The 22,686-nt window shown below is 58.4% G+C and carries 17 protein-coding genes and 2 pseudogenes; 7 read left to right on the forward strand and 12 right to left on the reverse strand.

Annotated features, from left to right (window positions below):
- Positions 1–12: 12 nt before the first annotated feature.
- The 4 genes from AC1DFB_RS15100 to AC1DFB_RS15115 form a co-directional block, all read right to left on the reverse strand.
- The gene (locus tag AC1DFB_RS15100; protein ID WP_170407972.1) at positions 13–981 is read right to left on the reverse strand and encodes a carbon-nitrogen hydrolase family protein; all 969 of its coding nucleotides are present in this window, start codon (positions 979–981) and stop codon (positions 13–15) included.
- 130 nt (positions 982–1,111) lie between these two features.
- A complete protein-coding gene (locus AC1DFB_RS15105) occupies positions 1,112–1,462 on the reverse strand; it encodes a hypothetical protein (protein ID WP_170397963.1) in 351 nt (116 codons plus the stop codon).
- Positions 1,459–1,932 carry a VOC family protein gene (locus AC1DFB_RS15110; RefSeq protein WP_170802463.1) on the reverse strand — a complete coding sequence of 158 codons (474 nt, stop codon included), beginning with the start codon at positions 1,930–1,932 and terminating at the stop codon, positions 1,459–1,461. Before AC1DFB_RS15110 ends, AC1DFB_RS15105 begins: the two co-directional genes overlap by 4 nt.
- A gap of 137 nt (positions 1,933–2,069) precedes the next feature.
- Entirely contained in the window at positions 2,070–2,636 is a 567-nt protein-coding gene (locus tag AC1DFB_RS15115) for a cupin domain-containing protein (protein WP_170425413.1), read from the reverse strand.
- A 149-nt stretch (positions 2,637–2,785) separates the two neighbouring features.
- On the opposite strand from AC1DFB_RS15115, the gene AC1DFB_RS15120 reads away from it, so the two are divergent.
- Complete coding sequence (locus AC1DFB_RS15120) at positions 2,786–4,063, forward strand: 4-aminobutyrate--2-oxoglutarate transaminase (protein WP_170397954.1); 1,278 nt, start codon at positions 2,786–2,788, stop codon at positions 4,061–4,063.
- A 2-nt stretch (positions 4,064–4,065) separates the two neighbouring features.
- The gene (locus AC1DFB_RS15125; RefSeq protein ID WP_170609187.1) at positions 4,066–5,541 is read left to right on the forward strand and encodes an NAD-dependent succinate-semialdehyde dehydrogenase; all 1,476 of its coding nucleotides are present in this window, start codon (positions 4,066–4,068) and stop codon (positions 5,539–5,541) included.
- Positions 5,542–5,600: 59 nt separating this feature from the next.
- On the opposite strand, the gene AC1DFB_RS15130 is transcribed toward AC1DFB_RS15125, so the two are convergent.
- The 5 genes and pseudogenes from AC1DFB_RS15130 to AC1DFB_RS15150 all read right to left on the reverse strand — a co-directional run bounded on the left by AC1DFB_RS15130 (position 5,601) and on the right by AC1DFB_RS15150 (position 12,790).
- Positions 5,601–6,806 (reverse strand): MFS transporter, encoded by a 1,206-nt coding sequence (locus AC1DFB_RS15130; RefSeq protein WP_170819076.1) that lies wholly within the window; start codon positions 6,804–6,806, stop codon positions 5,601–5,603.
- 86 nt (positions 6,807–6,892) lie between these two features.
- On the reverse strand, positions 6,893–8,644 hold the full coding sequence (ggt, locus tag AC1DFB_RS15135) for a gamma-glutamyltransferase (RefSeq protein ID WP_480921588.1): 1,752 nt from the start codon (positions 8,642–8,644) through the stop codon (positions 6,893–6,895).
- Between the two features lie 84 nt (positions 8,645–8,728).
- Complete coding sequence (locus AC1DFB_RS15140; RefSeq protein WP_170397943.1) at positions 8,729–9,160, reverse strand: universal stress protein; 432 nt, start codon at positions 9,158–9,160, stop codon at positions 8,729–8,731.
- Positions 9,157–11,766, reverse strand: a complete 2,610-nt coding sequence (locus AC1DFB_RS15145) for a TRAP transporter permease (protein WP_170397940.1) — start codon at positions 11,764–11,766, stop codon at positions 9,157–9,159. The genes AC1DFB_RS15140 and AC1DFB_RS15145 overlap by 4 nt, the downstream gene beginning before the upstream one ends.
- A gap of 107 nt (positions 11,767–11,873) precedes the next feature.
- Positions 11,874–12,790 (reverse strand): annotated as a pseudogene (locus tag AC1DFB_RS15150) (TAXI family TRAP transporter solute-binding subunit).
- Between the two features lie 287 nt (positions 12,791–13,077).
- On the opposite strand from AC1DFB_RS15150, the gene AC1DFB_RS15155 reads away from it, so the two are divergent.
- Genes AC1DFB_RS15155 through AC1DFB_RS15165 form a run of 3 tightly spaced genes read left to right on the forward strand, consistent with a single transcriptional unit; the run spans position 13,078 to position 16,828 of the window.
- The gene (locus AC1DFB_RS15155; RefSeq protein WP_480921589.1) at positions 13,078–15,468 is read left to right on the forward strand and encodes an ATP-binding protein; all 2,391 of its coding nucleotides are present in this window, start codon (positions 13,078–13,080) and stop codon (positions 15,466–15,468) included.
- A complete protein-coding gene (locus AC1DFB_RS15160; RefSeq protein WP_170397932.1) occupies positions 15,465–16,082 on the forward strand; it encodes a response regulator transcription factor in 618 nt (205 codons plus the stop codon). The genes AC1DFB_RS15155 and AC1DFB_RS15160 overlap by 4 nt, the downstream gene beginning before the upstream one ends.
- Entirely contained in the window at positions 16,079–16,828 is a 750-nt protein-coding gene (locus AC1DFB_RS15165) for a phosphate/phosphite/phosphonate ABC transporter substrate-binding protein (RefSeq protein ID WP_480921590.1), read from the forward strand. The genes AC1DFB_RS15160 and AC1DFB_RS15165 overlap by 4 nt, the downstream gene beginning before the upstream one ends.
- A gap of 127 nt (positions 16,829–16,955) precedes the next feature.
- On the opposite strand, the gene AC1DFB_RS15170 is transcribed toward AC1DFB_RS15165, so the two are convergent.
- Genes AC1DFB_RS15170 through AC1DFB_RS15180 form a run of 3 tightly spaced genes read right to left on the reverse strand, consistent with a single transcriptional unit; the run spans position 16,956 to position 20,532 of the window.
- Entirely contained in the window at positions 16,956–18,467 is a 1,512-nt protein-coding gene (locus AC1DFB_RS15170; protein ID WP_170802456.1) for a heme biosynthesis HemY N-terminal domain-containing protein, read from the reverse strand.
- 10 nt (positions 18,468–18,477) lie between these two features.
- Complete coding sequence (locus AC1DFB_RS15175; protein ID WP_480921591.1) at positions 18,478–19,764, reverse strand: COG4223 family protein; 1,287 nt, start codon at positions 19,762–19,764, stop codon at positions 18,478–18,480.
- Between the two features lie 54 nt (positions 19,765–19,818).
- On the reverse strand, positions 19,819–20,532 hold the full coding sequence (locus AC1DFB_RS15180) for a uroporphyrinogen-III synthase (RefSeq protein WP_480921592.1): 714 nt from the start codon (positions 20,530–20,532) through the stop codon (positions 19,819–19,821).
- Positions 20,533–20,629: 97 nt separating this feature from the next.
- Here AC1DFB_RS15180 and tsaD point away from each other — a divergent pair.
- Both tsaD and AC1DFB_RS15190 read left to right on the forward strand, forming a co-directional pair.
- Positions 20,630–21,726 (forward strand): annotated as a pseudogene (tsaD, locus tag AC1DFB_RS15185) (tRNA (adenosine(37)-N6)-threonylcarbamoyltransferase complex transferase subunit TsaD).
- Positions 21,723–22,685: an NAD(P)H-dependent glycerol-3-phosphate dehydrogenase gene (locus AC1DFB_RS15190; RefSeq protein WP_480921593.1), complete on the forward strand. Its 963-nt coding sequence runs from the start codon at positions 21,723–21,725 to the stop codon at positions 22,683–22,685. The pseudogene tsaD and the gene AC1DFB_RS15190 overlap by 4 nt, the downstream one beginning before the upstream one ends.
- The last annotated feature ends 1 nt before the right edge of the window (position 22,686 follow it).

A 22,686-nucleotide genomic window follows, 5' to 3' on the forward strand; every position in this document is an offset into this window, starting at 1 on the left:
GCTGGGCCGGTATCAGTCTGTGCCAGAGCGCCCTTTGTAGAGATACAGATTGTCGGGCTTGGTCGCGGCGTCTTCAGTATATCCCAGCGCCGTTCTGGGGTCGGATGCAGCGACGCCCGCAACGTCGCCTTTCTGCGGAATGCGCAGCGGGCCTAGCGTGTGCAGATAGGCATCCGCCCCGCTGGTACGGTCATAGACCGGGAACTCCGCCTCGCGGTCGCGGAAGCTTTTGAGAACCTGCCCCAGACCTTTCAGTCCAACTTCGCGCTGGCGGCGAACCTGATCAAGATCGATCTCAATCGGGAAAATATCCTCTTGCCCTGCGGATTGGTGCAGCACGGTGGCCGATGGGTCGACGACCAGCGAGCGGCCCACGCCCCCGGCGGCCAGCCCGTTCACGTCGAACACGTAACATTGGAACTGCGCGGCGGTCGCCTTGGCGATCGACAGCTCGGCCTCGCGGTCGGTTGTGCCGGTCAGAACCGGGTGCAGCAGAACCTCGACCCCTTGGCTAGTCAGGTGGCGGGTGGTTTCGGGGAACCAGATGTCGTAGCAGATCGACAGGCCAAACCGGCCCACATCCGGCACATCAAAGATGCAGAATTCGGTACCCGATGCGATGTTCTGTTCATAAGGTTTGAACGGGAACATCTTGGAGTATTTTGAGACGATCTCACCTTCGGGATTGATCACCACCGAGGTGTTGAAAATCCGTCCATCTTCGTGCTTTTCGAACATCGAACCGGGGATCAGCCAGATCCCATAACGCCGAGCGGCATCCTGAAAGCGCGACAGGTCGTCATTGGGAAAGGGCTGGGCAAACCGGTCGAGCGGACCATGAGGCGCCAGTTCGCTGAACAGGGCCATCTGGGTCCAAGGGAACCGCGCCATCATAATGTCGATCCGGTGCAGCATCGCGTCGACATTCGACTGCAACGCACCGACATGCATCTGGATTCCGGTTATCGCAAAAGGGGTCATTTTTCGTTTCTTCTCATTTTCTTGCCGATTGCGACCGCCGATTTGATCCGGCGTTCTTCATCGGAACATAAAACCGTGTGGTCACGCAAGCCTGCTGTCCTCAGGCTATGGCTTTCCGAGGCGACTGCCCTCATACTGCGGCTTCCTCGGCGGTATCTTCTGCCTGCGGTTCCACAAAATCGATGTCGTTGCGAACCCAGAAGAACCGGAATCCGCAACTGCGCAGCCATTTCTCAAGCCGATCAAGGCTGGACCACTCCCGCCGCAGCCCGCGCGTGGATTCGACCAGCGCCCATTGGCCATCGACCAGAAAGTATACAGTCCAGGTATTGGGATGCGCCGAGTGGTTGGCAAAGCCGCCGCTGATCACCTCACGCGCCGTGCGAACGGCGACCGGATAGTCGCCGATGCGACCCTCAGCCGCGAGAATGGCCAGATCGTTTTGACGGATCGTGAATGTGGGAAGGGGGGCGTCGTTCATGCAGCCTCGATCTGCGCCGCGTCCAGCAGCGCTTTGCGCCGTTCACTGATATCCGCTGGCTTCAGGTTTTCGACGCGGGTCGCCAACGTCCAGACATGACCGAACGGATCGGCAATCGTGGCGCAGCGTTCGCCCCAATAGGTGTCCGCCGCCTCAGCCATCAGGCTGGCACCGCTTTCCAACGCGGCTGCAAGGGCAGTGTCCACATCTTCGACATACATATGATGCCCAATCGGTGTAACTGTGCCCGGAACGGCGGGGCCGTGCGCACCCCATCCGGCGGTGACAAACAGCATCGAGTTGCCGATCTTGATCGAGGCAAAGCCGGGGGCCTCATCCGCATCATAGGCCTGTATCTTCGCATCAAAGGCGCTTTCGTAGAAAGTTAGCGCGGCATCGACGTCGGCGACGGCAAGCGATGCGGTGCAGGTGCGATAGCCACGTGGCAGAGTGGCAGGTTTCTTTTTCATTCCGGTACTCTCTGAATTGGGCGGCGGACACCCTGGATTATCTGCAGGAATTTCCCGCACTATGCATCATACTGTGGATCAATCCAGGAGATACTGCAACACTATGATGCATAGTGCTGAAATTTCTGCCGTGATGCTTAGAATGTAGGCGGAGTACAGGCGCTGATGACCCGGCAAACTTCGGGGCCGACCTGCCTGAACCGGTGCGGGGTGCGGCTGTCGAAATAATAAGCATCGCCCGGTCCCAGTACCTTGCGCTTATCGCCCACTGTCACCTCCACCCGACCCGAGATGACAATACCGCCCTCTTCCGCCTCATGCCCGTACATCACGCGACCGGTGTCAGCCCCTAACTCGTAAGTTTCCTGCAAGATCATCATAGCGCGACCATGCAGGTTTGATCCTACCTGCCGCAGAGACAGCCCACCCTTTCCGATCTCAGTAAGTTCTTCTGAGGCGTAAAACACGGTCTGCTCAGGTTCGATTTCGAAGGAAAAGAAATCGGACATGCCAATCGGTATGCCTTGCAGAATACGCCGTAACGCACCAACCGATGGATTCATCTTGCCCGACTCGATCAGTGAGATGGTTGAGTTCGGCACATCCGACTTCTTGGCCAGCGCCCGCTGAGATAAGCCTGCACGCTCTCGCAAGGTTCGCAGGCGCAATCCGAGGGTCAAATCCTCTTGGCTGGTGTTCTTCATGTTCAGTATCCGCAACACTTGATCCTGCCGGGACGGTAAATCAATGGCTTATGAATCACAAGAAACAGGCTTTCGCTTGCAGGCGCAGATACTACAGTCGCGCAGTCAAACATACGGGCACCGCGCCCGGAAACGGGAAAGGACGCAAGATGCTGAACGCTCAGATTGCTGAACGCCGGAATACCTCGATCGCGCAGGGCGTGGGGATGCAAACGCAAGTCTATGTTGACCGTGCCGTGAATTCCGAGGTCTGGGATGTCGAAGGCAAACGCTATATCGATTTCGCCGCAGGCATCGCCGTTGTGAACACCGGGCATTGCCACCCCAAGGTGATGGAGGCTGTTCAGAAACAGGCCGCGAACTTCACCCATACCTGCCATCAGGTTCTGCCTTATGAGAATTACATCCGCCTGGCCGAGCGCCTGAACGAGAAAGTGCCCGGCGACTTCACCAAGAAAACCGTCTTTGTCACTACAGGTGCCGAGGCGGTCGAGAATGCCGTCAAGATCGCGCGTGCTGCCACTGGCCGCCCGGCTGTAGTGGCCTTTGGCGGCGCTTTTCACGGCCGCACCTTCATGGGCATGTCGCTGACCGGCAAGGTTCAGCCCTATAAAGCGGGCTTCGGCGCGATGATGCCCGATACCTATCACGTCCCGTTCCCGATCGATCTGCATGGCACCTCGACCGAAGATTCGCTGGGTGCTTTGACTAAACTGTTCAAGGCCGATCTTGATCCGGGCCGGGTGGCCGCGATCATCATCGAACCGGTTCAGGGCGAAGGTGGCTTCTACCCCGCTCCGGCTGAGTTGATGCGTGGTCTGCGCGCGCTTTGCGACGAACATGGCATCGTTCTGATTGCCGATGAGGTACAGACCGGCTTTGCGCGCACTGGCAACCTGTTCGCGATGGACGCTTATGACGTCTCTGCTGATATCACCACCATGGCCAAAGGTCTGGCCGGTGGTCTGCCGCTGGCCGCCGTCACCGGTCGTGCCGAGCTGATGGACGCCGCGCACCCGGGTGGTTTGGGCGGAACCTATGGCGGCAACCCGCTGGGGATCGCCGCCGCCCATGCTGTGATGGATGTGATCGAGGAAGAAGACCTGTGCACGCGCGCCAATGAGCTGGGCTCGCGCTTGAAACAGCGTCTGGAATCGATCCGTTCCCGCACGCCCGAGATCGTAGATATTCGTGGTCCGGGCCTTATGGTTGCGGCCGAGTTCAACACGACCGACGGCAGCGCCCCAAATCCCGATATGGCAAACGCCATACGGGTCGAGGCATTGAAGCGTGGATTGATCCTGCTGACATGTGGCGTATATGGGAACGTAATTCGTTTCCTCGCGCCGTTGACGGTGCAGGACGAAATCTTCGCCGAGGCCATGGATATCCTCGAAGCCTCGATCGACGCTGCCAAAGGAGCCTGAACATGCTGGATACCAAAGTGACCAAGCTGGAGCTGAAAGATCCCAGCCTTCTGGAACCCCGCGCCTATATCAACGGTGAATGGGTCGAAGGTGAGGCAACGTTCCCTGTCTACAACCCTGCAACCGGTGATCTGATCGCCAATGTGACAGATGTCAGCATCGAAGGCACAACACAAACCATCGATGCAGCTTACGCTGCGAAGAAGGAATGGGCTGCTCAGACTGGCAAGGAACGCGCCGCCATTCTGCGCAAATGGTTCGACCTGATGGTCGAAAACGCAGACGATCTGGCGACCATCCTGACCGCCGAGATGGGAAAACCCTGGCCCGAGGCGCGCGGTGAAATCCTATATGGCGCGTCCTTTATCGAGTGGTTCTCGGAAGAGGCCAAGCGTGTATACGGCGACGTCATCCCCGGCCACCAGCGCGACAAGCGCATCGTGGTGCTGAAGCAGCCCGTGGGCGTAGTGGGATCAATCACGCCTTGGAATTTCCCGAACGCAATGATCGCGCGCAAAGTTGGCCCGGCGCTGGCCGTGGGCTGTACCTTTGTGGCGCGCCCAGCGACGCTGACGCCGCTGTCGGCGACGGCGATGGCGGTTTTGGGTGAACGTGCAGGTATACCGGCGGGCGTGTTCAACGTGATCCCGGGCACAGACAGCTCGGGCGTCGGTAATGAGCTTTGCACCAACGACAAGGTCGCCAAGATCACCTTCACCGGCTCGACCCGTGTAGGACAGATCCTGATGCGTCAGGCGGCGGGCACCATCAAGAAGATGTCGCTGGAACTGGGCGGTAACGCACCATTCATCGTCTTTGACGATGCCGACGTGGATGCCGCCGTGGATGGCGCGATGATCGCGAAGTTCCGCAACAATGGCCAGACCTGCGTCTGTGCCAACCGCATCTATGTGCAGGCGGGCGTCTATGACGAGTTTGCTGCCAAGCTGGCCGAGAAGACAAAATCTTTGAATGTCGGCGACGGCTTTGGCGACGGCATCACCACAGGTCCCCTGATCAATCAGGCGGCGGTCGACAAAGTTGAAGAACATATCTCGGACGCGGTTTCCAAAGGGGCGACTGTAACGCTGGGCGGCAAACGCTCGGATCTGGGTGGGACATTCTTTGAACCCACCGTTCTGACTGGCGTAACCCGCGACATGGTTGTGGCAAAGGACGAAACCTTCGGCCCCGTCGCTCCGCTGTTCAAATTCGAGGAAGAAGACGACGTCGTCAGCATGGCCAATGACAGCGAGTTCGGCCTGGCCTCGTATTTCTACAGCCGCGATTTGGCGCGCGTCTGGCGTGTGGCCGAGGCGCTGGAATCGGGCATGGTGGGCATCAACACTGGCCTGATCTCGACCGAAGTCGCCCCGTTCGGCGGTGTCAAACAATCCGGTCTTGGCCGTGAGGGTTCGAAATACGGGATCGAGGATTTCCTTGAGATGAAGTATCTCTGCATGGGTGAAATTCAGTAAGCGCCTCGTGCCTTGAAAATTCAACGCACTCGCAGTCCGCTGCGGGTGCGTTTTTCGTTTCAGACCGATGCGTGCCCGCGCAGACGGAACACCAACGGCATCATCACCAAGACCAGAGCCGCCGAGAAAAAGAACGGTGCGCCGGGCAGATAAGTGCCTTCGCCATCGACCGACGCCTGAAAGATGCCGGTCATCACCAAAGGCGACAGAACCGCAGCGACAGAAGACAGTGACGCGATGACTCCCTGCACCACGCCCTGCCGGTCTTCGTCCGCCTGGTTCGAGGCCATAGCCGTGATCAAGGCAGGCACGAGGTCGGACAGCGCGGCAAGCAGAATAAAGATGACAAGGGCCGTAACCGTTACGGTAAACCCAAAGCCGATCATTCCGACCAATGCCGATACCATCCCCAGCAGCAGGGTTCGGTAATCGCCGATCCAGCGAATGAAGACCGGCATCAGTCCGGCTTGGACGAAGGCCAACAGCACGCCGTATGCGGCCAGCGACAGGCCGATATACAGCGTGGACCAGCCAAACACCTCTCGTATCCAGAAGGCCCAGAGGGTGGGGTAGACCATGTTGGCAAATTCAAAGATGAAAATGCACAGCAGCGGCACTGCCAGCCCCGGAAAGCGGAAGGAGTCAAAGATCGATTTGAACGGGTTCAGGTCACGCTTGCCAAAGGGGCGGCGTTTTTCTGGTTTCAGGCTCTCGGGCAGGACGAAGACTCCGAACAGGGCGTTGGCGGCGGACAAGACCGCAGCGATCCAGAACGGCGCAGTAATGCTGATCCCGGCAGCGATGCCGCCGATGGCCGGGCCAAGCACAAACCCAATCCCGAAGGCCGCCCCGATCAGACCGAAATTCGCCGCCTTCTCGGTCGGTGATGATATGTCAGCAATGTAAGCCGTTGCGGTGATATAGGTCGCCCCCGCAAGCCCCGCGAGCGTCCGTCCCAGAAGAAGCAGCCAAAACGTTTCGGCCAGCGCCATGATCACATAATCCAGCGCCAACATGGTCAGTGCCGCGATCAGGATCGGCCTGCGCCCGACCGCATCTGAAATGCTGCCGACAATGGGTCCGCACAGGAACAGCGCCCCGGCATAGGCGGCCATCAGCAGCCCACCCCAAAAAGCCCCCTGCCCGGTATTGCCCGCACCAACGCGATCCATCAGGTCGGGCATGATCGGGAACACGATGCCGATACCGATGGCATCAATCATCAGCGTGATCAGGATAAAGGTTATCGCGCGGCTTTTGAACATACCGCCCTATCGGACGAGTACGCTGTTAAAGCAAGAGAAAAGGGCTGCGTGGTACAATTGTCCAACAGCCCTTTTGCAGTTCGCCTTTATTGGCCTAGTGCCACGCCTTCGCGGCGCGGATCAGCCGCTCCGATCAGCTGGCCATCCTTGATCAGGATGGCGTGAAGCCCACTGTTGAGATCGACCTGTTTGACCTCATGCCCCTTGGCTGTCAGAGCATCAGCGAATTCAGCAGCGGATGTCCCCTGCTCCAGATCCATCGCAGACCCGTTGCGATGCACAAAATGCCCGGTTTCGATGGCATCCTGCGGGTCCATTTCCCAATCCAGGATCGCAATGATCGTTTTGGCCACATAGTTGATGATGCGGCTACCACCGGGTGAGCCGATCAGCAGATAGGGCTCACCATCCTTCATCACGATGGTTGGTGACATCGAGCTGCGCGGGCGTTTGCCACCCTCAACGCGGTTGGCCACCAGACGGTCGCCATCCTTTGGTGCGCGGTCGAAATCGGTGAGTTCGTTGTTCAGCAGGAAACCCCGCACAAAAACCCGGCTGCCAAAGGCGGTCTCAATAGTGGTCGTCATCGACAGCGCGTTGCCGTACTGATCTCGGATCACGATATGGCTGGTGCCGGGGCGACCCGGGTTTTGTGACGGTGCAAACAGGGCTGTGTGATCACGCGGCGGCTCACCTGCCTGACGCTTTTCACTGGCCGCAGCCGGGTCGATCATCTCCGAGCGCAGCTTTAGGTAATCCGTGTCCAGCAGGCCCTTGACCGGCACATCGATAAAATCGCTGTCGGCCATGTAAAGCGCGCGGTCGGCATAGGCCAGCTTGGCGGCTTCGGCATAAAGATGCGCCATCTCGGCATTCCAGCCGGTACCTTCGAGATCGAAGTTGCTGAGTATCCCCAGAATCTGCCCCACGGTCAGACCACCCGAGGTGGGCGGACCCATTCCGCAAACGTCGTAACCGCGATAATCGGCGCAGACGGCAGGGCGGATTTTGACGCGGTAGTCGGCCAGATCTTCAAGCGTGATGTTGTTTTCCACCTTGGATGTGGCATCCACTGCCGCAACGATATCTTCGGCGATGGGGCCGCTATAGAAGGCGCCTGCGCCCTGATCGGCCAGAATGCGCAGGGTTTCGGCAAACTCGGGGTTCCGTAGCAAGGTTCCAGCCTGCAGCGGCGTGTCATCTTCGTTGAAGAAATACGCTTTGCCCGCCGGGAACACACCGACTGAGCGCTCACGTTCAATCGTGCTTTGGATCGAGTTTGCCATGCGGGGCGAAACCTCAAACCCCTGCTCGGCCTGATCGATGGTGGGCTGGAACAGCGAGGCCCAGTCTTTCTTGCCATAGAGGTTATGGGTCACTTCCATCAGGCGCAGAATGCCCGGAACGCCAACAGATTGTCCGCCTACAACAGCTTCGGGCCACGGCATCTTTTCCCCGTCCGGCAACAGGAACCGTTCAGGCGTGGCTTTCGCGGGGGCCTTTTCGCGCGCATCAAAGGTGGTCAGAGTTTTAGCCGACGCGTCCCAATACAGCATGAACGCACCACCGCCGATGCCCGATGATTGCGGTTCAACCAGATTGAGCATCAGCTGCACGGCAATCATCGCATCTGCGGCTGTGCCACCTGCGGCCAGCACATCATATCCGGCTTTGGCAGCAATGGGATTGGCGGCCGAGACCATGAACTCGGTGCCGGTCACCGAGTTTTTGTCCTCCCAACCATAGCCATATTCCGGCGCAGGGTCCTGCGCATTGGCCGCGCAAGCGATAACACCCAACGCCAGAACGGCGCCGGTTTTCAAGAATGTCTTCATCATAGAAATCTCCCGGTAAGGATCTGCGAGATTGGCTACTGAGTAACAAACTTCAAATGGCAGATTCTCAGCTTAAATCCGATCGATTTACCGCACAACATATACTGACGTGTGCGAATGTCTCACGACCCGCGCCGCATTCGGACCGAGCAAATAATCCTTCAAGTCAGGCTTATGCGCGCCGATCACGATCAAGTCCGAGCCCGCGCCTTCCGCGGTTTTGAGGATCTCCTGATAGGCGCTGCCAGTTGCCACCACATGACGGACCTTGGCGTTGCGCTCTTCCCCCAGCGTGGCGGCGCAGAGGGCCACCAGCTTTTCATGAGCCTCTTCAATCACCTTTTCGTGGTGGTGGGGCTCAAAAAAACTGCTGACGAAACCTTCGCCATAGTCGGGTGTCACGGTCACGACATCCAGCCGCGCGCCATCCATTTCGGCCAACGCTGCGGCGCGTTCAAGGACAGCAACATCAAGATCGCCATTGCTGATATCCACGGCGCACAGAATTGCTTGGGTCATGCGGGTTCTCCCTGTTTTGCGGCACGGCCGCGCTGGAGGAAGGCGACAAGACCCAACAGGATCAGCGCCGGGATAAAGATCAGCTCTTTCGCGGGCTGGCTTTGCGGGGCCTGAATGCTGGTGATGCGAACGGCATCGTCAGCATAATAGTCAAACATATCCAGCTCATCCGCGACCGGCGTACCGAACATCGGCTCGTCAAGCTTGACCAGACCATCCTCTTCCAGCGTCATCAGGCCCAAAGCGTCAACGCGTGCTGTGCCGTCGGCCCCTTCCGGAATGTCCAGAACAACGGTGGTTTCGGTCATATTGCCAGTGTCAAAGTCCGGACCTGCGACCTCAATCCGCATGGTGCTGCCGGGTGCGGCCTCACCCACGGCCTGTGTCAGCTGTGCCGGTTCGATCTGCGCAAAGGGCGGTGCGATGCGGTTCATGAAGAAATCCGGACGGAACAGCGCAAAGGCGATCAGAATCAGCGCCACGCTTTCATAGATGCGGTTCTTGGTCAGGAACCAGCCCATGGTACCGGCGGTAAAGATCAGGATCGCGATGGTCGCAGAGACGGCCACAAGAATGCCCTGTACCCAGCCCACATCGATTAGCAACAGGTCAGTGTTGAAGATGAACACGAAAGGCAGTGCCACGGTGCGCAAGCTGTAGAAGAAGGCGGTGAAACCAGTCTTAATCGCATCCCCGCCCGAGACGGCGGCGGCGGCAAAGCTCGCCAGACCAACTGGCGGCGTCACATCAGCCATGATGCCGAAGTAGAACACAAACAGATGCACCGCGATCAGCGGCACGATCAAGCCGTCCTGCGCACCCAGTTCGACAACGACACCCGCCATCAGCGAGCTGACGACGATGTAGTTCGCCGTGGTCGGCAGGCCCATTCCGAGGATCAGGCTGAGAAGACCGACCAGCGCCAGCATGGCGATCAGGTTGCCACCCGACAGGAACTCGACCAGGTCAGCCATCACCTGACCCACTCCGGTCAGCGTTACGGTGCCCACGATCACACCCGCAGTGGCGGTGGCCAGCGCGATACCAATCATGTTGCGCGCGCCGTCGATCAGCCCGTTCCACAGGTCGACGACACCGGCCTTGAAGGCATTCGCAGTGTCACTTTCACCCCGGAAGATCGACTTGAGCGGTTTCTGCGTCAGCAGGATCACGAACAACAGCGAAGTCGCCCAGAAGGCTGATAGGCCCGGTGATTTCTGTTCGATCATCAGGAAATAGACCAGCACGATGATCGGTAGCAGGTAATGCAGACCGGCCTTGTAGATTTCGGCAATTACCGGCAGTTCAACCTCTTTGGCATTAGGATCGTCAGGCACCAAGTCCTCAACTCCCGAAGCCAGCCATAGCAGGATCAGATAGGCCAAAACGATCAGCGCCGACAGGACCAGACCCGACGCATCGGGCATGAGCGCGACAATCGCTTTGATCGGGTACTGGATGCCATAGCACAGCCCGGCAAAGCCCACGAAGAACAGCGCCATTCCACCGATTGTGCGCCCCATCGAAACGACGCGGTCGCCCAGCGTCGGCATGTTCCGCTTCACCGCTTCAAGGTGTACGATGTAGACGAGCGCGATGTAAGAAATCGCAGCGGGCAGGAAGGCGTGGGTGATCACCTCAACATATGAGATGCCTACATATTCCACCATCAGGAAGGCAGCAGCGCCCATCACCGGTGGCATGATCTGGCCGTTAACGGATGAGGCAACCTCGACCGAGCCCGCTTGTTCGCTGGAAAAGCCCACACGCTTCATCAGTGGGATAGTGAAGGTGCCGGTCGTGACAACGTTCGCAATGGACGAGCCCGAGATCAGGCCGGTCGCCGCAGAACCAACAACAGCCGCTTTGGCCGGGCCACCGCGCAGGTGCCCCAGCGCGCCAAAGGCCATCTTGATAAAGTAGTTGCCCGCGCCCGCCTTATCCAAAAGCGCGCCGAACAGCACGAACAGGAAGACGAACTTGGTCGACACGCCCAGCGCGATGCCAAAGACACCTTCGGACGTGATCCACATATGGCTCATCGCCTTTTGCAGGCTGGCACCTTTCCAGCGGATCACCTCGGGCACCCACTCGGAGGAACCAAAGAAGACGTAGGCCAGAAAGATCGTGGCGATGATCGCCATTGCCGGGCCAAGCGCGCGACGCGCGGCCTCGAACAACAGCAGCAGGCCAACAAGGGCAAACCACTTGTCCGTATCGTCTGCCAGCCCCCCGGCATCGACGATCTTTTGATAGAAGAAATAACCATAAAGCGCCAGAAATGCGCCCACGATCCCCATGATCCAATCCTGAATCGGGATGTAGTTCCGCGGGCTGGATTTCAGTGCCGGATAGGCCGAAAAGGCCAGGAACATCGCAAAGGCCAGATGAATCTGGCGTGAGTTGTTCACTACACTGCCCGGCAGCAGATAATTCGATAGGGGAGAGGCCAGAACGACCTGGAACACCGACCACAAAACCGCAACGATCGCCAGAAACAGCCCGACATTTCCCGCCGGATCACGCGCGCCTGCATCTGATGAGGCAACCAGTTCCTGAAGCTCTTCTTCGGAAAGAGGGCGATTGCCCTGTGTGTCGGAACTCATGTTGGTATCTCCCTGTCCTTCGGCCTTGGTTTTTACGGCCGTCTTGTCTCCGGTTTAGCCCGGATATGAATCGGGGCGCCCCGAAAGGCGCCCCGTGTCAGGTCTGGTTACTGAATCCAGCCTTTTTCTTTGTAGTACTTCTCAGCACCCGGATGCAGCGGTGCCGACAGGCCGTCCGCAATCATCTCTTCTGGTTTCAGGTTGGCAAATGCCGGGTGCAGCTTTTTGAAGTCATCGAAGTTCTCGAAGACCGAGCTGACAACCGCATAAACCGCGTCTTCCGACACGTCAGCCGAAGTCACGAAGGTTGCACCAACACCAAATGTCGAGGTGTCACCATCCGAACCACGATACATGCCACCTGGGATGGTTGCGGTACGGTAGAAGGAGTTGTCACCAACCAGCTTGTCAACCGCGTCGCCGCTGACGTTCACCAGAACCGAGTCACAGGCGGTGGTTGCTTCCTGGATCGAACCCGATGGGTGACCAACGGTGTAAACCATCGCATCGATCTGGTTGTCGCACAGGGCAGCGGACTGTTCAGCCGCCTTCAGCTCGGTCGCCAGTTCGAAATCGTCGGTGGTCCAACCCATTTCGCCCAGCAGCACTTCCATGGTGCCACGCTGACCGGAACCGGGATTGCCGATATTGACGCGCTTGCCCTTCAGGTCTTCGAAATTCGAGATACCCGCGTCGGCACGCGCCACAACCGTGAACGGCTCTGGGTGTACCGAGAACACGGCACGCAGGTTCTCAAACGGGCCGGCTTCTTCGAATTTCGAGCTGCCGTTGAATGCGTGGTACTGCCAGTCCGACTGTGCCACCCCAAACTCAAGCTCGCCTTCGCGAATGGTGTTGATGTTGTAAACCGACCCCCAGTCGACTCCACCGAACACCGGACCCCGTGCTCTTTCCGGCCCTTGTTGACCAGACGGCAGATCGCGCCACCCGTCGGGTAATAGACACCCGTAACGCCGCCAGTTCCGATCGTGATAAATTCTTCAGCATATGCCGCTGGTGCCATCAGGGCCGCCGCGGCAAATGCGGTGATTGAGGTTTTCTTGAACACTTTGACACTCCTGTTGTCAGTCTTTTTTGATCTGTGGGGTGCCTGAAACCTTTCAGAACACAACAGAAAAAATCGCACTGGAATCAGGCCCCCCGATGATAAAGAGGAAAGCGAAACCAAACAGCAGGTGTCTATACGGTAGATTACGTATAGGCTTGGATTCAGATATAGGGGAAAGAGGGTAACTGATCACATTCTGTGACTGTGATACCGACCCGTGCAGAAGGTCGTTTGGACAAGAATTGAACTACGCAGGGCAACAAGAAATACGCCAGGACCACACTGAGCCAGCCCGCAGGCGAAGATCGCTGCGCGCCACGCTTGCGCTGTGTTTGGGTGGGCTGCAGTTCATCGCCATCCTTTCGGTGATCCTGTCGACCTTTGTCAGCTCGGAGAACGCGCTGTTGCGGCAATCCCGAACATCGCTGAACGAAGTCAGTGTCAATGTCATCGGCCAAGTCAAAAGTTTTCTGAACCCCGCCCGGCAGGCCTTGGATGCAACTCGGCGACTTGCTGAAAATGACGTACTGGATATCAGCGATCCTGGCGTATTGGAAAGCCATTTTTTTCAGCAGCTACAGGTCGCGCCTCAACTCGCAGGGATGTATCTGGCCGATGCGACAGGCAGGTTTGTCTACGTCATGCGCGCGGAAGAGCCCGGACGTTATCGCACCAAGTTCGTTCCGCCATTCCTGCAGGGCACCGCGGAACATCCCGCCGATTTCCAATGGCGCAACGATCAGTTCACATTGCTGGAAACGGCCACTACCCAGACTGACACCTATGAAGCGCGCACCCGGCCTTGGTTCAGAATGGTGACCGAAGCCAAAGCACCGATCTGGACAGAGCCTTATATCTTCTTCACCACGCGCCAGCCGGGAATCACTTATAGTGTCCCCATATTGGACGATACCGGAGCTATCCGTGCCATTTTGGGGGTCGATATCCAGATCGACGCCCTGTCGGGATTCCTGCTGGACATCTGGTCGGAACGACGCGGTGCCGCGCTGGTTCTGAACGAAAATGGCGCGGTGCTGGCGCATCCAACGCTGGTGCTGATCCGGCAGGAAGCACATATGGAAGCGCCCGAGCTGACGCGTGTGGACCAAATCGCAGACCCCATCGCGCAAAAGGCGTTCGGAGATGTCGTGCAAACCGGTCTGAGCGACACGGAAGGACCGGTTCATACCGATTTCCAGCTGAACGGTCAGGACTATGTGGCGATGCTGATCGAGGTGTCCGAGCCGGGGCTGCGTTGGTTGATCGGGCTTTATGCGGCCGAGGACAACTTTATTGGCGAGATCAAGAAGAACCGGACGCAAGGCGTCTGGATCGCGCTTGCCATTGCCATTCTGACGGGCGCAATTGGTTTGGCCATGGCCGACCGGATCTATGCCCCTGTGCGCACCTTTGCCAGCCAGAGCCAGCAATTGCGCAGCGGAGAGATCACCACCGAAGAAGGCCTGCACAGCCCCTATCGCGAGCTGGAAGATACCGGCGCGGCTCTGACACAGGAAGTTCGACAACGGCAACGGTTCGAAACCGCCTATGGCCGCACCTTCGATCTGGCCTCGCGCGGGATGGCGCAGATCTCGCCCGAAACGGGGCGTTTTCTGCGGACCAACGAACAGCTGTGCGATATCATGGGATATCAGCCGGATGAATTGGAGAGGATGACGCTGGCCGACATCCTGCCGGAAGACGAACAGCAGATCGCGGTCAAGTTTCGCGAAACCCTTCTGCAGGATTCCGAGTTCATCGCCGAGAACCAGTTTATTCGAAAAGACGGATCCCCCATCTGGTTGCGGGTCAATGCCATTCTGATCCGCGATGAAAGCGGGACTCCTGATCATGCGGTTGCCATTATCGACAATGTCAGCGATCGGAAGCAGGCCGAGGATGAAGTAAGCCGCCTCAGCCGCGATCTGTCCCATGTGGCACGGGTCAACCTGATGGGCGAGATGGCCTCGGGGCTGGCGCATGAGCTGAACCAACCGCTAAGCGCGATTTCCTATAATGTTGACGCCGCAAAGATCACGCTGGATGAAATCGGCGATCCCGATCCTGAGGTGATAGAAATCCTTTCGGATATCGACCGCCAGTCGCGCCGTGCGGGCGACATCATCCGCGCCCTGCGTGATGTGGTGCGCAAGGATCGCGGACGTCAGACTCCGTTTGAACTGAACGGGTTGATCCGGCAAACCGTCAGCCTGATGGACGCCGAGGCGAAGTTACACGAGATCAAGCTGCTTTATGAAGAAACCGACCTTCCTCTTGTCATCGGAAACCGGACGCAGATCGCTCAGGTTCTGGTTAACCTGTTGCGCAACGCGATCGACGCCTTGGCCCTGGATCCGGATGGCAAGGGTAAAATCACCATCACTACAAAGACCAGCGATGAACTGGTCGAGGTGCGGGTTGAGGATAACGGGCCCGGGATTAGCGATGGTGTCACCTTGTTCAACTCGTTTGACACCCAGAAGACCGACGGGATGGGGCTGGGCCTGTCCATTTGTCGGACCATCGTCAAAGCCAATGACGGAGCCATTTGGTACGAGCCTACTGAGACGTCCGGGGCGCGCTTCTGTTTCACCCTGCAGCGCCGCGATCAGCCCAAGGAGGATCACGCATGACCTTTGAGCCGCTGGTCGTTTATATCGTCGATGACGATGAAGATGTGCGCGTCGCCTTATCTCGCTCGCTCAGCAAACGCGGACTAAGGGTCGAGCATTTTGCCGATGCGCAGACATTTCTGAATCAGGTGCATGAGGACGCAAAAGGTTGCCTGATCCTGGACTATGGCATGCCCGGCATGGACGGGCTGGAATTGCAGGAACATCTGAACCGGCGCGAGTCGACCATACCGGTCATTTTCATCTCGGGTCATGGCGGCATTCCGGAATCCGTGCGGGCCACCAAGGCGGGTGCAATTGATTTTCTGGAAAAACCCTTTGATCTGCAGGTGCTGATCGAACGGATACAGGCCGCGTTTGAAATAGGCGACCGTCTGCGCGCCGAGAAATCGCGACGTCAGATGCTTGCGGATAAGCGCAGACTTTTGACCGACCGCGAGGAGCAGGTCCTGCAACATATTCTGACCCACCCCGCGCGCACGTCGAGCAAAGAGATCGCAACTGCCTTGGGTATCAGCCCCCGCACGGTAGAAATTCATCGCGGGCGCATCCAGCAGAAGGTCGGGGTGAAAACCACGATAGAGCTGTATGAACTGTTCGGGCAGATGCAATGATCGCAAGCCTGATGATGTACGCCCGCCCCCAGCTTGATAAGGCACATCTGCGATACTGGAACCTCATCCGTGACAATCTGAAACGCGCCGGGATCGAGAGCCCTGAGCATCTGTCGCAGGACGCCGAGGAATTTTCGGTCTGGCAGCACCCGGAACTGGTGCTGAGCCAGACTTGCGGCATGCCGTACCGGACATGGCTACACGATAAGGTCGCGTTGGTTGGCACGCCAGACTATGGTCTCGACGGGTGTCCGCCCGGCTATTACCGCAGTGCTCTGGTCGTGCGCGCCGATGATCCACGCACAAATCTGATGGCGTTTCGGGAAGCGGTGTTCGCTTACAACCAGACATTTTCGCAATCTGGCTACGCCGCGCCTTATTGGCATCTTGAGCCGCATGGCTTCTGGTTCAAGCACCGTGTGCAAACCGAAGGTCACCTGAAGTCGGCGCATGCCGTTGCGGAAAGTCACGCCGATATCGCCGCCCTTGATGCGGTTTCTTGGCGATTGATGGCTGAGTATGAAGAGTTTGCCGCATCTCTGCGGGTGTTAGAGTGGACGGACCCGACCCCTAGCCTGCCATTGATCACTGCGGAGGGTAACGATCAGCAAGCGATTTTTACAGCGGTTGAACGGGCAATTGCGCAGTTGAATGACGCGGATCGTACTGCCTTGGGGATCAAAGGTCTCGTGAGGATTCCGGCCGAACGTTATCTGGACGTGCAAAACCCGCCGGGATCGGTTTAGTCGTCTTGCGTGCCGGTGTCGCCGACGACAGCCGATAGCACATAATGGCTTGGGTCGCCCTTGATCAAAATCGGTGGGCCGGGCTGTTTAAGCTACGGAACGACGCTTTCAACGCCGAGACCGCGCGTTAGGTTTGTCGCGCGACTTCCTCCGTGACCGGCTCGGCCTTTCCCTCGATCATGTCCTCTTTGACCGGCTCTTCAAGCGACTCTTCAGCACTTTCTTCAGGTTCCTCTGCCTCTTCAGCCTCTGATTGATCCTCAAGCGCGCCAACGATCAGAGGCAGCATGTGCACACCCGTCGCACTAGCAATCTCGGGCGTCTGAGGCGTCTGCCAGCTGAGCGTATCGAAGCTGCCGCAGTTCTGGCACACCGGTCCCCATTCAGGCTGAATGTCGTGGCAATTGGTGCAGACCCATTGCGGTCCGCGCGGTGCGTTCAACGCCTTGGCCAGCCAACCCTGAACCACCGCGTCCGAGGCGCCCTCGCCCCGTTCAATCGCAGCCATCAGCGTGTAGGCCCGTGCATCCCCCTGCTTTTCGACAACATCACCCAGCGCGCGTCGCGCTTCGGGGAAGTCTTCGGCTACGATGTTCAGCTCGGCCAAAATCAGGCGTGTTTCCATATTCTCTGAATGAATGCGGGTCAAAGCGGTGAACCGCTTGATCCGCTGTTCAGGTGTTTCGTCTGGCACAATCTCGGCAAAGGCATGGGCCAGATCGGGGTGAGGTTGTACTTCCCACGCCTTTTTCAGAATCTTGGTGGCTGCACGCGGTTTGCCCTTTTCGATATAGGCGCGCGCGGCCATGGCGGCTGCCGGGACAAGATCGGGTGAAAGGCGGTTTGCCTCAATCGCATGTTCCTGCTGTTCGACCGTCGCCGTGTCGTCCAGCAGCACTTTGGCCTCGGACAAAGCCAGGACTGCGTCTCGCCGTTTGAACACGTCGCGCGGCAAATACCCGGCCTTCAGCTTCGAGGTCAACGTGGACCGCGCACCGGCCCAATCCTGCGCTTTGGTCTGCAGGTTCAACAGCACATCCTGCGTTTCTTCATGCCGGGGTTTGAGGGCCAGAGCCTTCTCGGCCAGCTTGCGCGCGGTTTCATCATCGCCTTCGGCCAGCTTTTGCTTCATGATCCCGCGCACACCGACAAATCGCGTGGCGTTGTTGGTGACCAGCTTCTTGTAAGTCTCGGACGCTTTCTTGGTATCGCCGGTCATCTCGGCTGCCTGCGCCACCAGCAAATTGGTCAGTTCCGGATTGTTCAGCAGCTTCTCGGCCTTATGGGCCTTGGTCATTGCCACGCGCCCCTCACCCGAGGCCAGCGCCATCAACCCGTCCGCCAGCGCCTGATATCCTCGCTTTTCCCGACTGCGATCGAAATAACGTGAAAGGGCGGTTTCATCACCGTTTAGGAATTTCAGCGTGGCGATCAGCAGCGTAAGCAGCTTGAAGAACAACCAGACCGCAAACACCAGCACGCCCAGCGCGATCACTGATTGCAGCGGGCCCAGTGTGTATTCGGTGCCTGCGACGGTGATCTGCACGCCGCCGGATGATTCCATCAAGAACCCGGCACCCATGGCCAGCAGGCCGATAATCGCAACAAAAACAAGGATCTTTAACAATGACCACAGCATGGCAGGTCCTTCAGTTCGAGTTCAGGCTTGAAGCAAGCGTGTTTGCGGCCTCGACGGCTGAGACCCGCGTCTGCGCCGCCTGCGCCCAATCCGCCAATGCGGTTTGTGCCGCTTCGGGCAGGGATTTCAATTCGGTCAGCGCCTTTGAGACATCACCATCTGCCAACGCTGCCTGAGCACGCGACAAGACCGCGTCCGGATCGTCGCCCTCTTGCGGGGTCACCGACCGCGCGCCTGTCTGGCGCTGCAAGAAAGCAACCAAGCCGGTGCCTTTATCGGCATCACGGGCATCCGCCAGTGCGGCGCGGGCTGCGGGGGCAAATGAGCTGCGCAGCGCCGAAAGGGTCTCAACTCCGTCCTTCGAAGATGCAGCCAAGGCATCGGGTACATCGACACCACCGGCTTTCAGTTCAGAGACCAAATCTTCATAGGGTTGACCGGCATCCAATTGACCATGCAAACGCGACAGGATGGCAGCGTTGGTCGCCGCGCGCGCCTCGGCCGAAGCCTTAGCCTCTAAAGCCTGCGCGTCTGAGACCATCTTTTCCACTTCGCTACGCTGAGCGGCCAGAGAGTCCTGTAGTTTCTTCAATTCTGCCTCGAACGCGGCTGTGGCCTCGGGCGAGACATTTGCTTCAAGCGGCTGCTTCTCAAGCGCGGTCAGGCGTTCCTCAAGCGGGTCGACCTTACCGGTCAGGCCATCAACACTGCTCTTCACGGCAGTCAGATCGCTTTCGACCGGAGCAAGCTTATCCGACAACGCCTTGATCTGATCTGACAAGCCCGAGACATCGGGGCCTTCAGCAAGAGTTTTTGTCAGTTGGGCAATCTGATCGGATTGTTCCGCCAGCTTCGACTCGAGCGCGGAAATTGCGTCCGAGCTATCTGCTCCTTGAGACAATAACCCGCTGTTGCCTACAGCAAATCCGAGGCCTGCAGCAATAACCCCGCCCAACAAAGCCGGAACAAACCCACCGCGTTTTTCGACTGTGCGTTCGATCAGCTTTTCTTCGGTCGGCTCGGCCCTGTTCAGGGCTTCGGCTTCGGCTTCGGCTTCGGCTTCGGCTTCGGCTTCGGCTTCGGCTTCGGCTTCGGCTTCGGCTTCGGCTTCGGCTTCGGCTTCGGCTTCGGCTTCGGCTTCGGCTTCGGCTTCGGAAGTCAATTCGTCCGCAGCGTTATCCGCGTCAACGGATTTCTCATCCGAGACTGCATCACTTTCGGTCTCGGCGGCTTCTACCACCTCTTCGACGCTGGGGTCTTCGACCGGTTCCTGATCGGGTTTCTTCTTATCAGCCACCGCGTTAATCCCCTTATCGATTCCCAAAACACATGAACAACAGACTAACCCAAGTTAATCTGCACCCGGCGCGCTCTCAACCCGCATCACGTGTTTCACGAGTTTTTTCACGGCTTTCTGCATTTTGTCCGGGGTCGGTTCATCCGCGATCTTCAGCCGCTCGAAACTCAGTGTTTTAAGGGGTTCCGCCGTGGCTTCGCTGATCGCGGCCAGCCACAGAGGCGCAGATCCGGCCCAGACATCGGCAAATTGTCGCGCTGTGCGGGGTGAAAATAGCGGGGCGATGATGGGCTGATCACCCTCGGCGGCGTGGGAAGCGTCATCACTCAGCGGCAGAAGTTGCTGTCGATAAATCGGCTGTTCTCGGGTGGTCAGCCCGGATTCAGTCAAACGCGCGGCCACGTTGCCACGGCTGTGTTCTCCGCGCAGATGCAGCAGCGGGCTGTTTGGCTTGAGTTTCAGCAGATTGGCCACCAGCCCTTCGGCCGTCGCACCCAGCATCTGCGCTTCCCACCCTGCTGCCTGCGCTGCCTGCGTGGTCACCGGACCAACGCAATAGGCGGGCAGGCTGCGTTCCACATTCAATAGGGCGGCGGCGTTCACGCCATTTGCCGAGGAAAAGATCAGTCCAGCAGAATCATCGGACTCAACCATGACACCCAGCGGTTCGATTTCTAACAAGGGTGAATGGATAACCGCGACTTGCGGCCGAATGTGGTCCGGCAGTTGCGCAACGAACCTGTCCGAGGCGGCGCGAGGGCGGGTCATCAACAAATACAACGGTCGGCGCCTTCGGCCTTGGGATTGTTTGCATCCGCGCGGGGTGATACCCCGCTTGGCAATCATGATGCAACGGATCAGGCCTATGGTGCAAACACTTACCGTCCTTGGACTGGAAAGCAGCTGCGACGATACCGCAGCCGCCGTTGTGCGGCAGGGCACAGGCAAAGGGGCCGAGATCCTGTCATCCGTGGTGCATGGCCAGACTGAGTTGCACAGCGCCTATGGTGGCGTTGTGCCTGAGATCGCAGCGCGTGCGCATGCGGAAAAGCTGGATATTTGCATCAAACAGGCTCTAACACAGGCCGAAATTGGCTTAGATGATCTGGACGCTATCGCTGTCACCGCCGGTCCCGGCTTAATTGGCGGCGTAATATCCGGCGTGATGTGCGCAAAGGGCCTAAGCGCAGCAACCGGGTTGCCGCTAATCGGGGTGAACCATTTGGCCGGGCACGCGCTGACACCAAGACTGACCGACGAGATTGCTTTTCCCTACCTGATGCTGCTGGTCTCGGGTGGTCACTGCCAATATCTGATCGCTCATGGACCGGAACAGTTTACCCGCCTTGGGGGGACGATCGACGATGCCCCCGGTGAAGCATTCGACAAGACCGCCCGTCTGTTGGGCTTACCCCAGCCCGGTGGCCCCTCGGTCGAGGCTGAGGCGCGCGCGGGTGATGCCAAACGTTTCCGCTTTCCCCGGCCCCTTCTGGATCGCCCCGGATGTGACCTGTCTTTTTCGGGACTCAAGACCGCGCTGATGCGGATGCGGGATAAGGTCGTAGCCGAAAAAGGGGGCTGACCCGACAAGATCGCGCTGATCTGTGTGCCGGTTTTCAGCAGGCTATTGTTGATACCTTGGCTGAGAAAACCCGCCGCGCGATTGCCCAGTATCTTGAGACATCACCGTCAGAACCGGTTATTGCCGTTGCCGGAGGTGTCGCAGCAAATTCCGCTATTCGCTCAGGATTAGAGACTGTTTCCGCGGAAATGGGCGCCCGATTTACTGCCCCTCCGCTGGCTTTGTGCACTGATAATGCCGCAATGATCGCCTATGCGGGTATGGAACGATTCCGCACCGGTACACGAGATGGGTTGGACCTGACGGCGCGGCCCCGCTGGCCCTTGGATCAAACCAGCCCTGCAATGCTGGGTAGCGGCAAAAAAGGGGCCAAGGCATGAGCGTGACCGTCCTTGGTTCTGGCGCATTTGGAACCGCTCTGGCGATATCTTTGGCGGGCAATGGGCCTGTAACTCTCTGGTCACGAGATGCCGAGCAAGCAGCGCAGATGCAGCACGGGCGCGAGAACCCGCGACGATTGCCGGGCGTTACACTGCCCGTCAGTGTTTCAGTGACAGCTGAATTTGAACAAGCGGCGCAATCCGATGTGTTGTTACTGGCCGTCCCAATGCAAAAGCTGCGCGATGCGTTGACGCAATATACCGGCGAACTGGGTGGCAAGGTTTTGGTGGCTTGCTGCAAGGGGATTGAACTGTCCACGGGGCTGGGTCCCGTTGCAGTCATCCGTCAAACCGTTCCGGACGCACTTCCGGCCTTGTTGACTGGCCCCAGCTTTGCCGATGATATCGCGCGCGGTTTGCCTACGGCGTTGACGCTGGCTTGTGATGATGCCGAACTGGGTGAAGCGCTTCAGCAAGAGCTGACAACTGTCAATCTGCGTCTTTATCGTACCGCCGATACCGTCGGAGCAGAGCTAGGTGGAGCGCTAAAGAATGTGATGGCTATTGGTTGCGGCGCGGCCATTGGTGCAGGGCTTGGCGATAGCGCCCGCGCTGCGTTGATCACCCGCGGATTTTCTGAGATGCAGCGCTTTGCCGCCCAGCGCGGGGCACGCCCCGATACGCTGATGGGGCTATCGGGGCTGGGTGATCTGGTGCTGACCTGCTCATCCGAATTGTCGCGAAACTATCGTTTTGGCCTTTGTTTGGGTCTAAACAAGCCATTTGACACCACGACAACCGTCGAAGGTGTCGCCACTGCGCAGGCCATGTCCGAAATCGCAGCGAGCGAAGGGTTAGACATGCCCATCAGCGCAACGGTGGCGAAACTCAGCAGCGGTGCCTACAGTGTCACCGACGCGATTCAGGCCCTGCTGGGTCGCCCACTTAAGGAGGAATAAT

This window comes from Ruegeria sp. S84 (assembly GCF_056583445.1).

What these genes read in the sequence shown, in the direction of transcription:
- AC1DFB_RS15180 (WP_480921592.1), bottom strand. Translation starts at nt 20,532, where the DNA reads ATGACCCGCCCTCGCGCCGCCTCGGACAGGTTCGTTGCGCAACTGCCG.
- AC1DFB_RS15140 (WP_170397943.1), bottom strand. Translation starts at nt 9,160, where the DNA reads ATGACCCAAGCAATTCTGTGCGCCGTGGATATCAGCAATGGCGATCTT.
- AC1DFB_RS15170 (WP_170802456.1), bottom strand. Translation starts at nt 18,467, where the DNA reads ATGCTGTGGTCATTGTTAAAGATCCTTGTTTTTGTTGCGATTATCGGC.
- AC1DFB_RS15110 (WP_170802463.1), bottom strand. Translation starts at nt 1,932, where the DNA reads ATGAAAAAGAAACCTGCCACTCTGCCACGTGGCTATCGCACCTGCACC.
- AC1DFB_RS15125 (WP_170609187.1), top strand. Translation starts at nt 4,066, where the DNA reads ATGCTGGATACCAAAGTGACCAAGCTGGAGCTGAAAGATCCCAGCCTT.
- ggt (WP_480921588.1), bottom strand. Translation starts at nt 8,644, where the DNA reads ATGATGAAGACATTCTTGAAAACCGGCGCCGTTCTGGCGTTGGGTGTT.
- AC1DFB_RS15100 (WP_170407972.1), bottom strand. Translation starts at nt 981, where the DNA reads ATGACCCCTTTTGCGATAACCGGAATCCAGATGCATGTCGGTGCGTTG.
- AC1DFB_RS15145 (WP_170397940.1), bottom strand. Translation starts at nt 11,766, where the DNA reads ATGAGTTCCGACACACAGGGCAATCGCCCTCTTTCCGAAGAAGAGCTT.
- AC1DFB_RS15120 (WP_170397954.1), top strand. Translation starts at nt 2,786, where the DNA reads ATGCTGAACGCTCAGATTGCTGAACGCCGGAATACCTCGATCGCGCAG.
- AC1DFB_RS15130 (WP_170819076.1), bottom strand. Translation starts at nt 6,806, where the DNA reads ATGTTCAAAAGCCGCGCGATAACCTTTATCCTGATCACGCTGATGATT.
- AC1DFB_RS15165 (WP_480921590.1), top strand. Translation starts at nt 16,079, where the DNA reads ATGATCGCAAGCCTGATGATGTACGCCCGCCCCCAGCTTGATAAGGCA.
- AC1DFB_RS15160 (WP_170397932.1), top strand. Translation starts at nt 15,465, where the DNA reads ATGACCTTTGAGCCGCTGGTCGTTTATATCGTCGATGACGATGAAGAT.
- AC1DFB_RS15115 (WP_170425413.1), bottom strand. Translation starts at nt 2,636, where the DNA reads ATGAAGAACACCAGCCAAGAGGATTTGACCCTCGGATTGCGCCTGCGA.
- AC1DFB_RS15105 (WP_170397963.1), bottom strand. Translation starts at nt 1,462, where the DNA reads ATGAACGACGCCCCCCTTCCCACATTCACGATCCGTCAAAACGATCTG.
- AC1DFB_RS15190 (WP_480921593.1), top strand. Translation starts at nt 21,723, where the DNA reads ATGAGCGTGACCGTCCTTGGTTCTGGCGCATTTGGAACCGCTCTGGCG.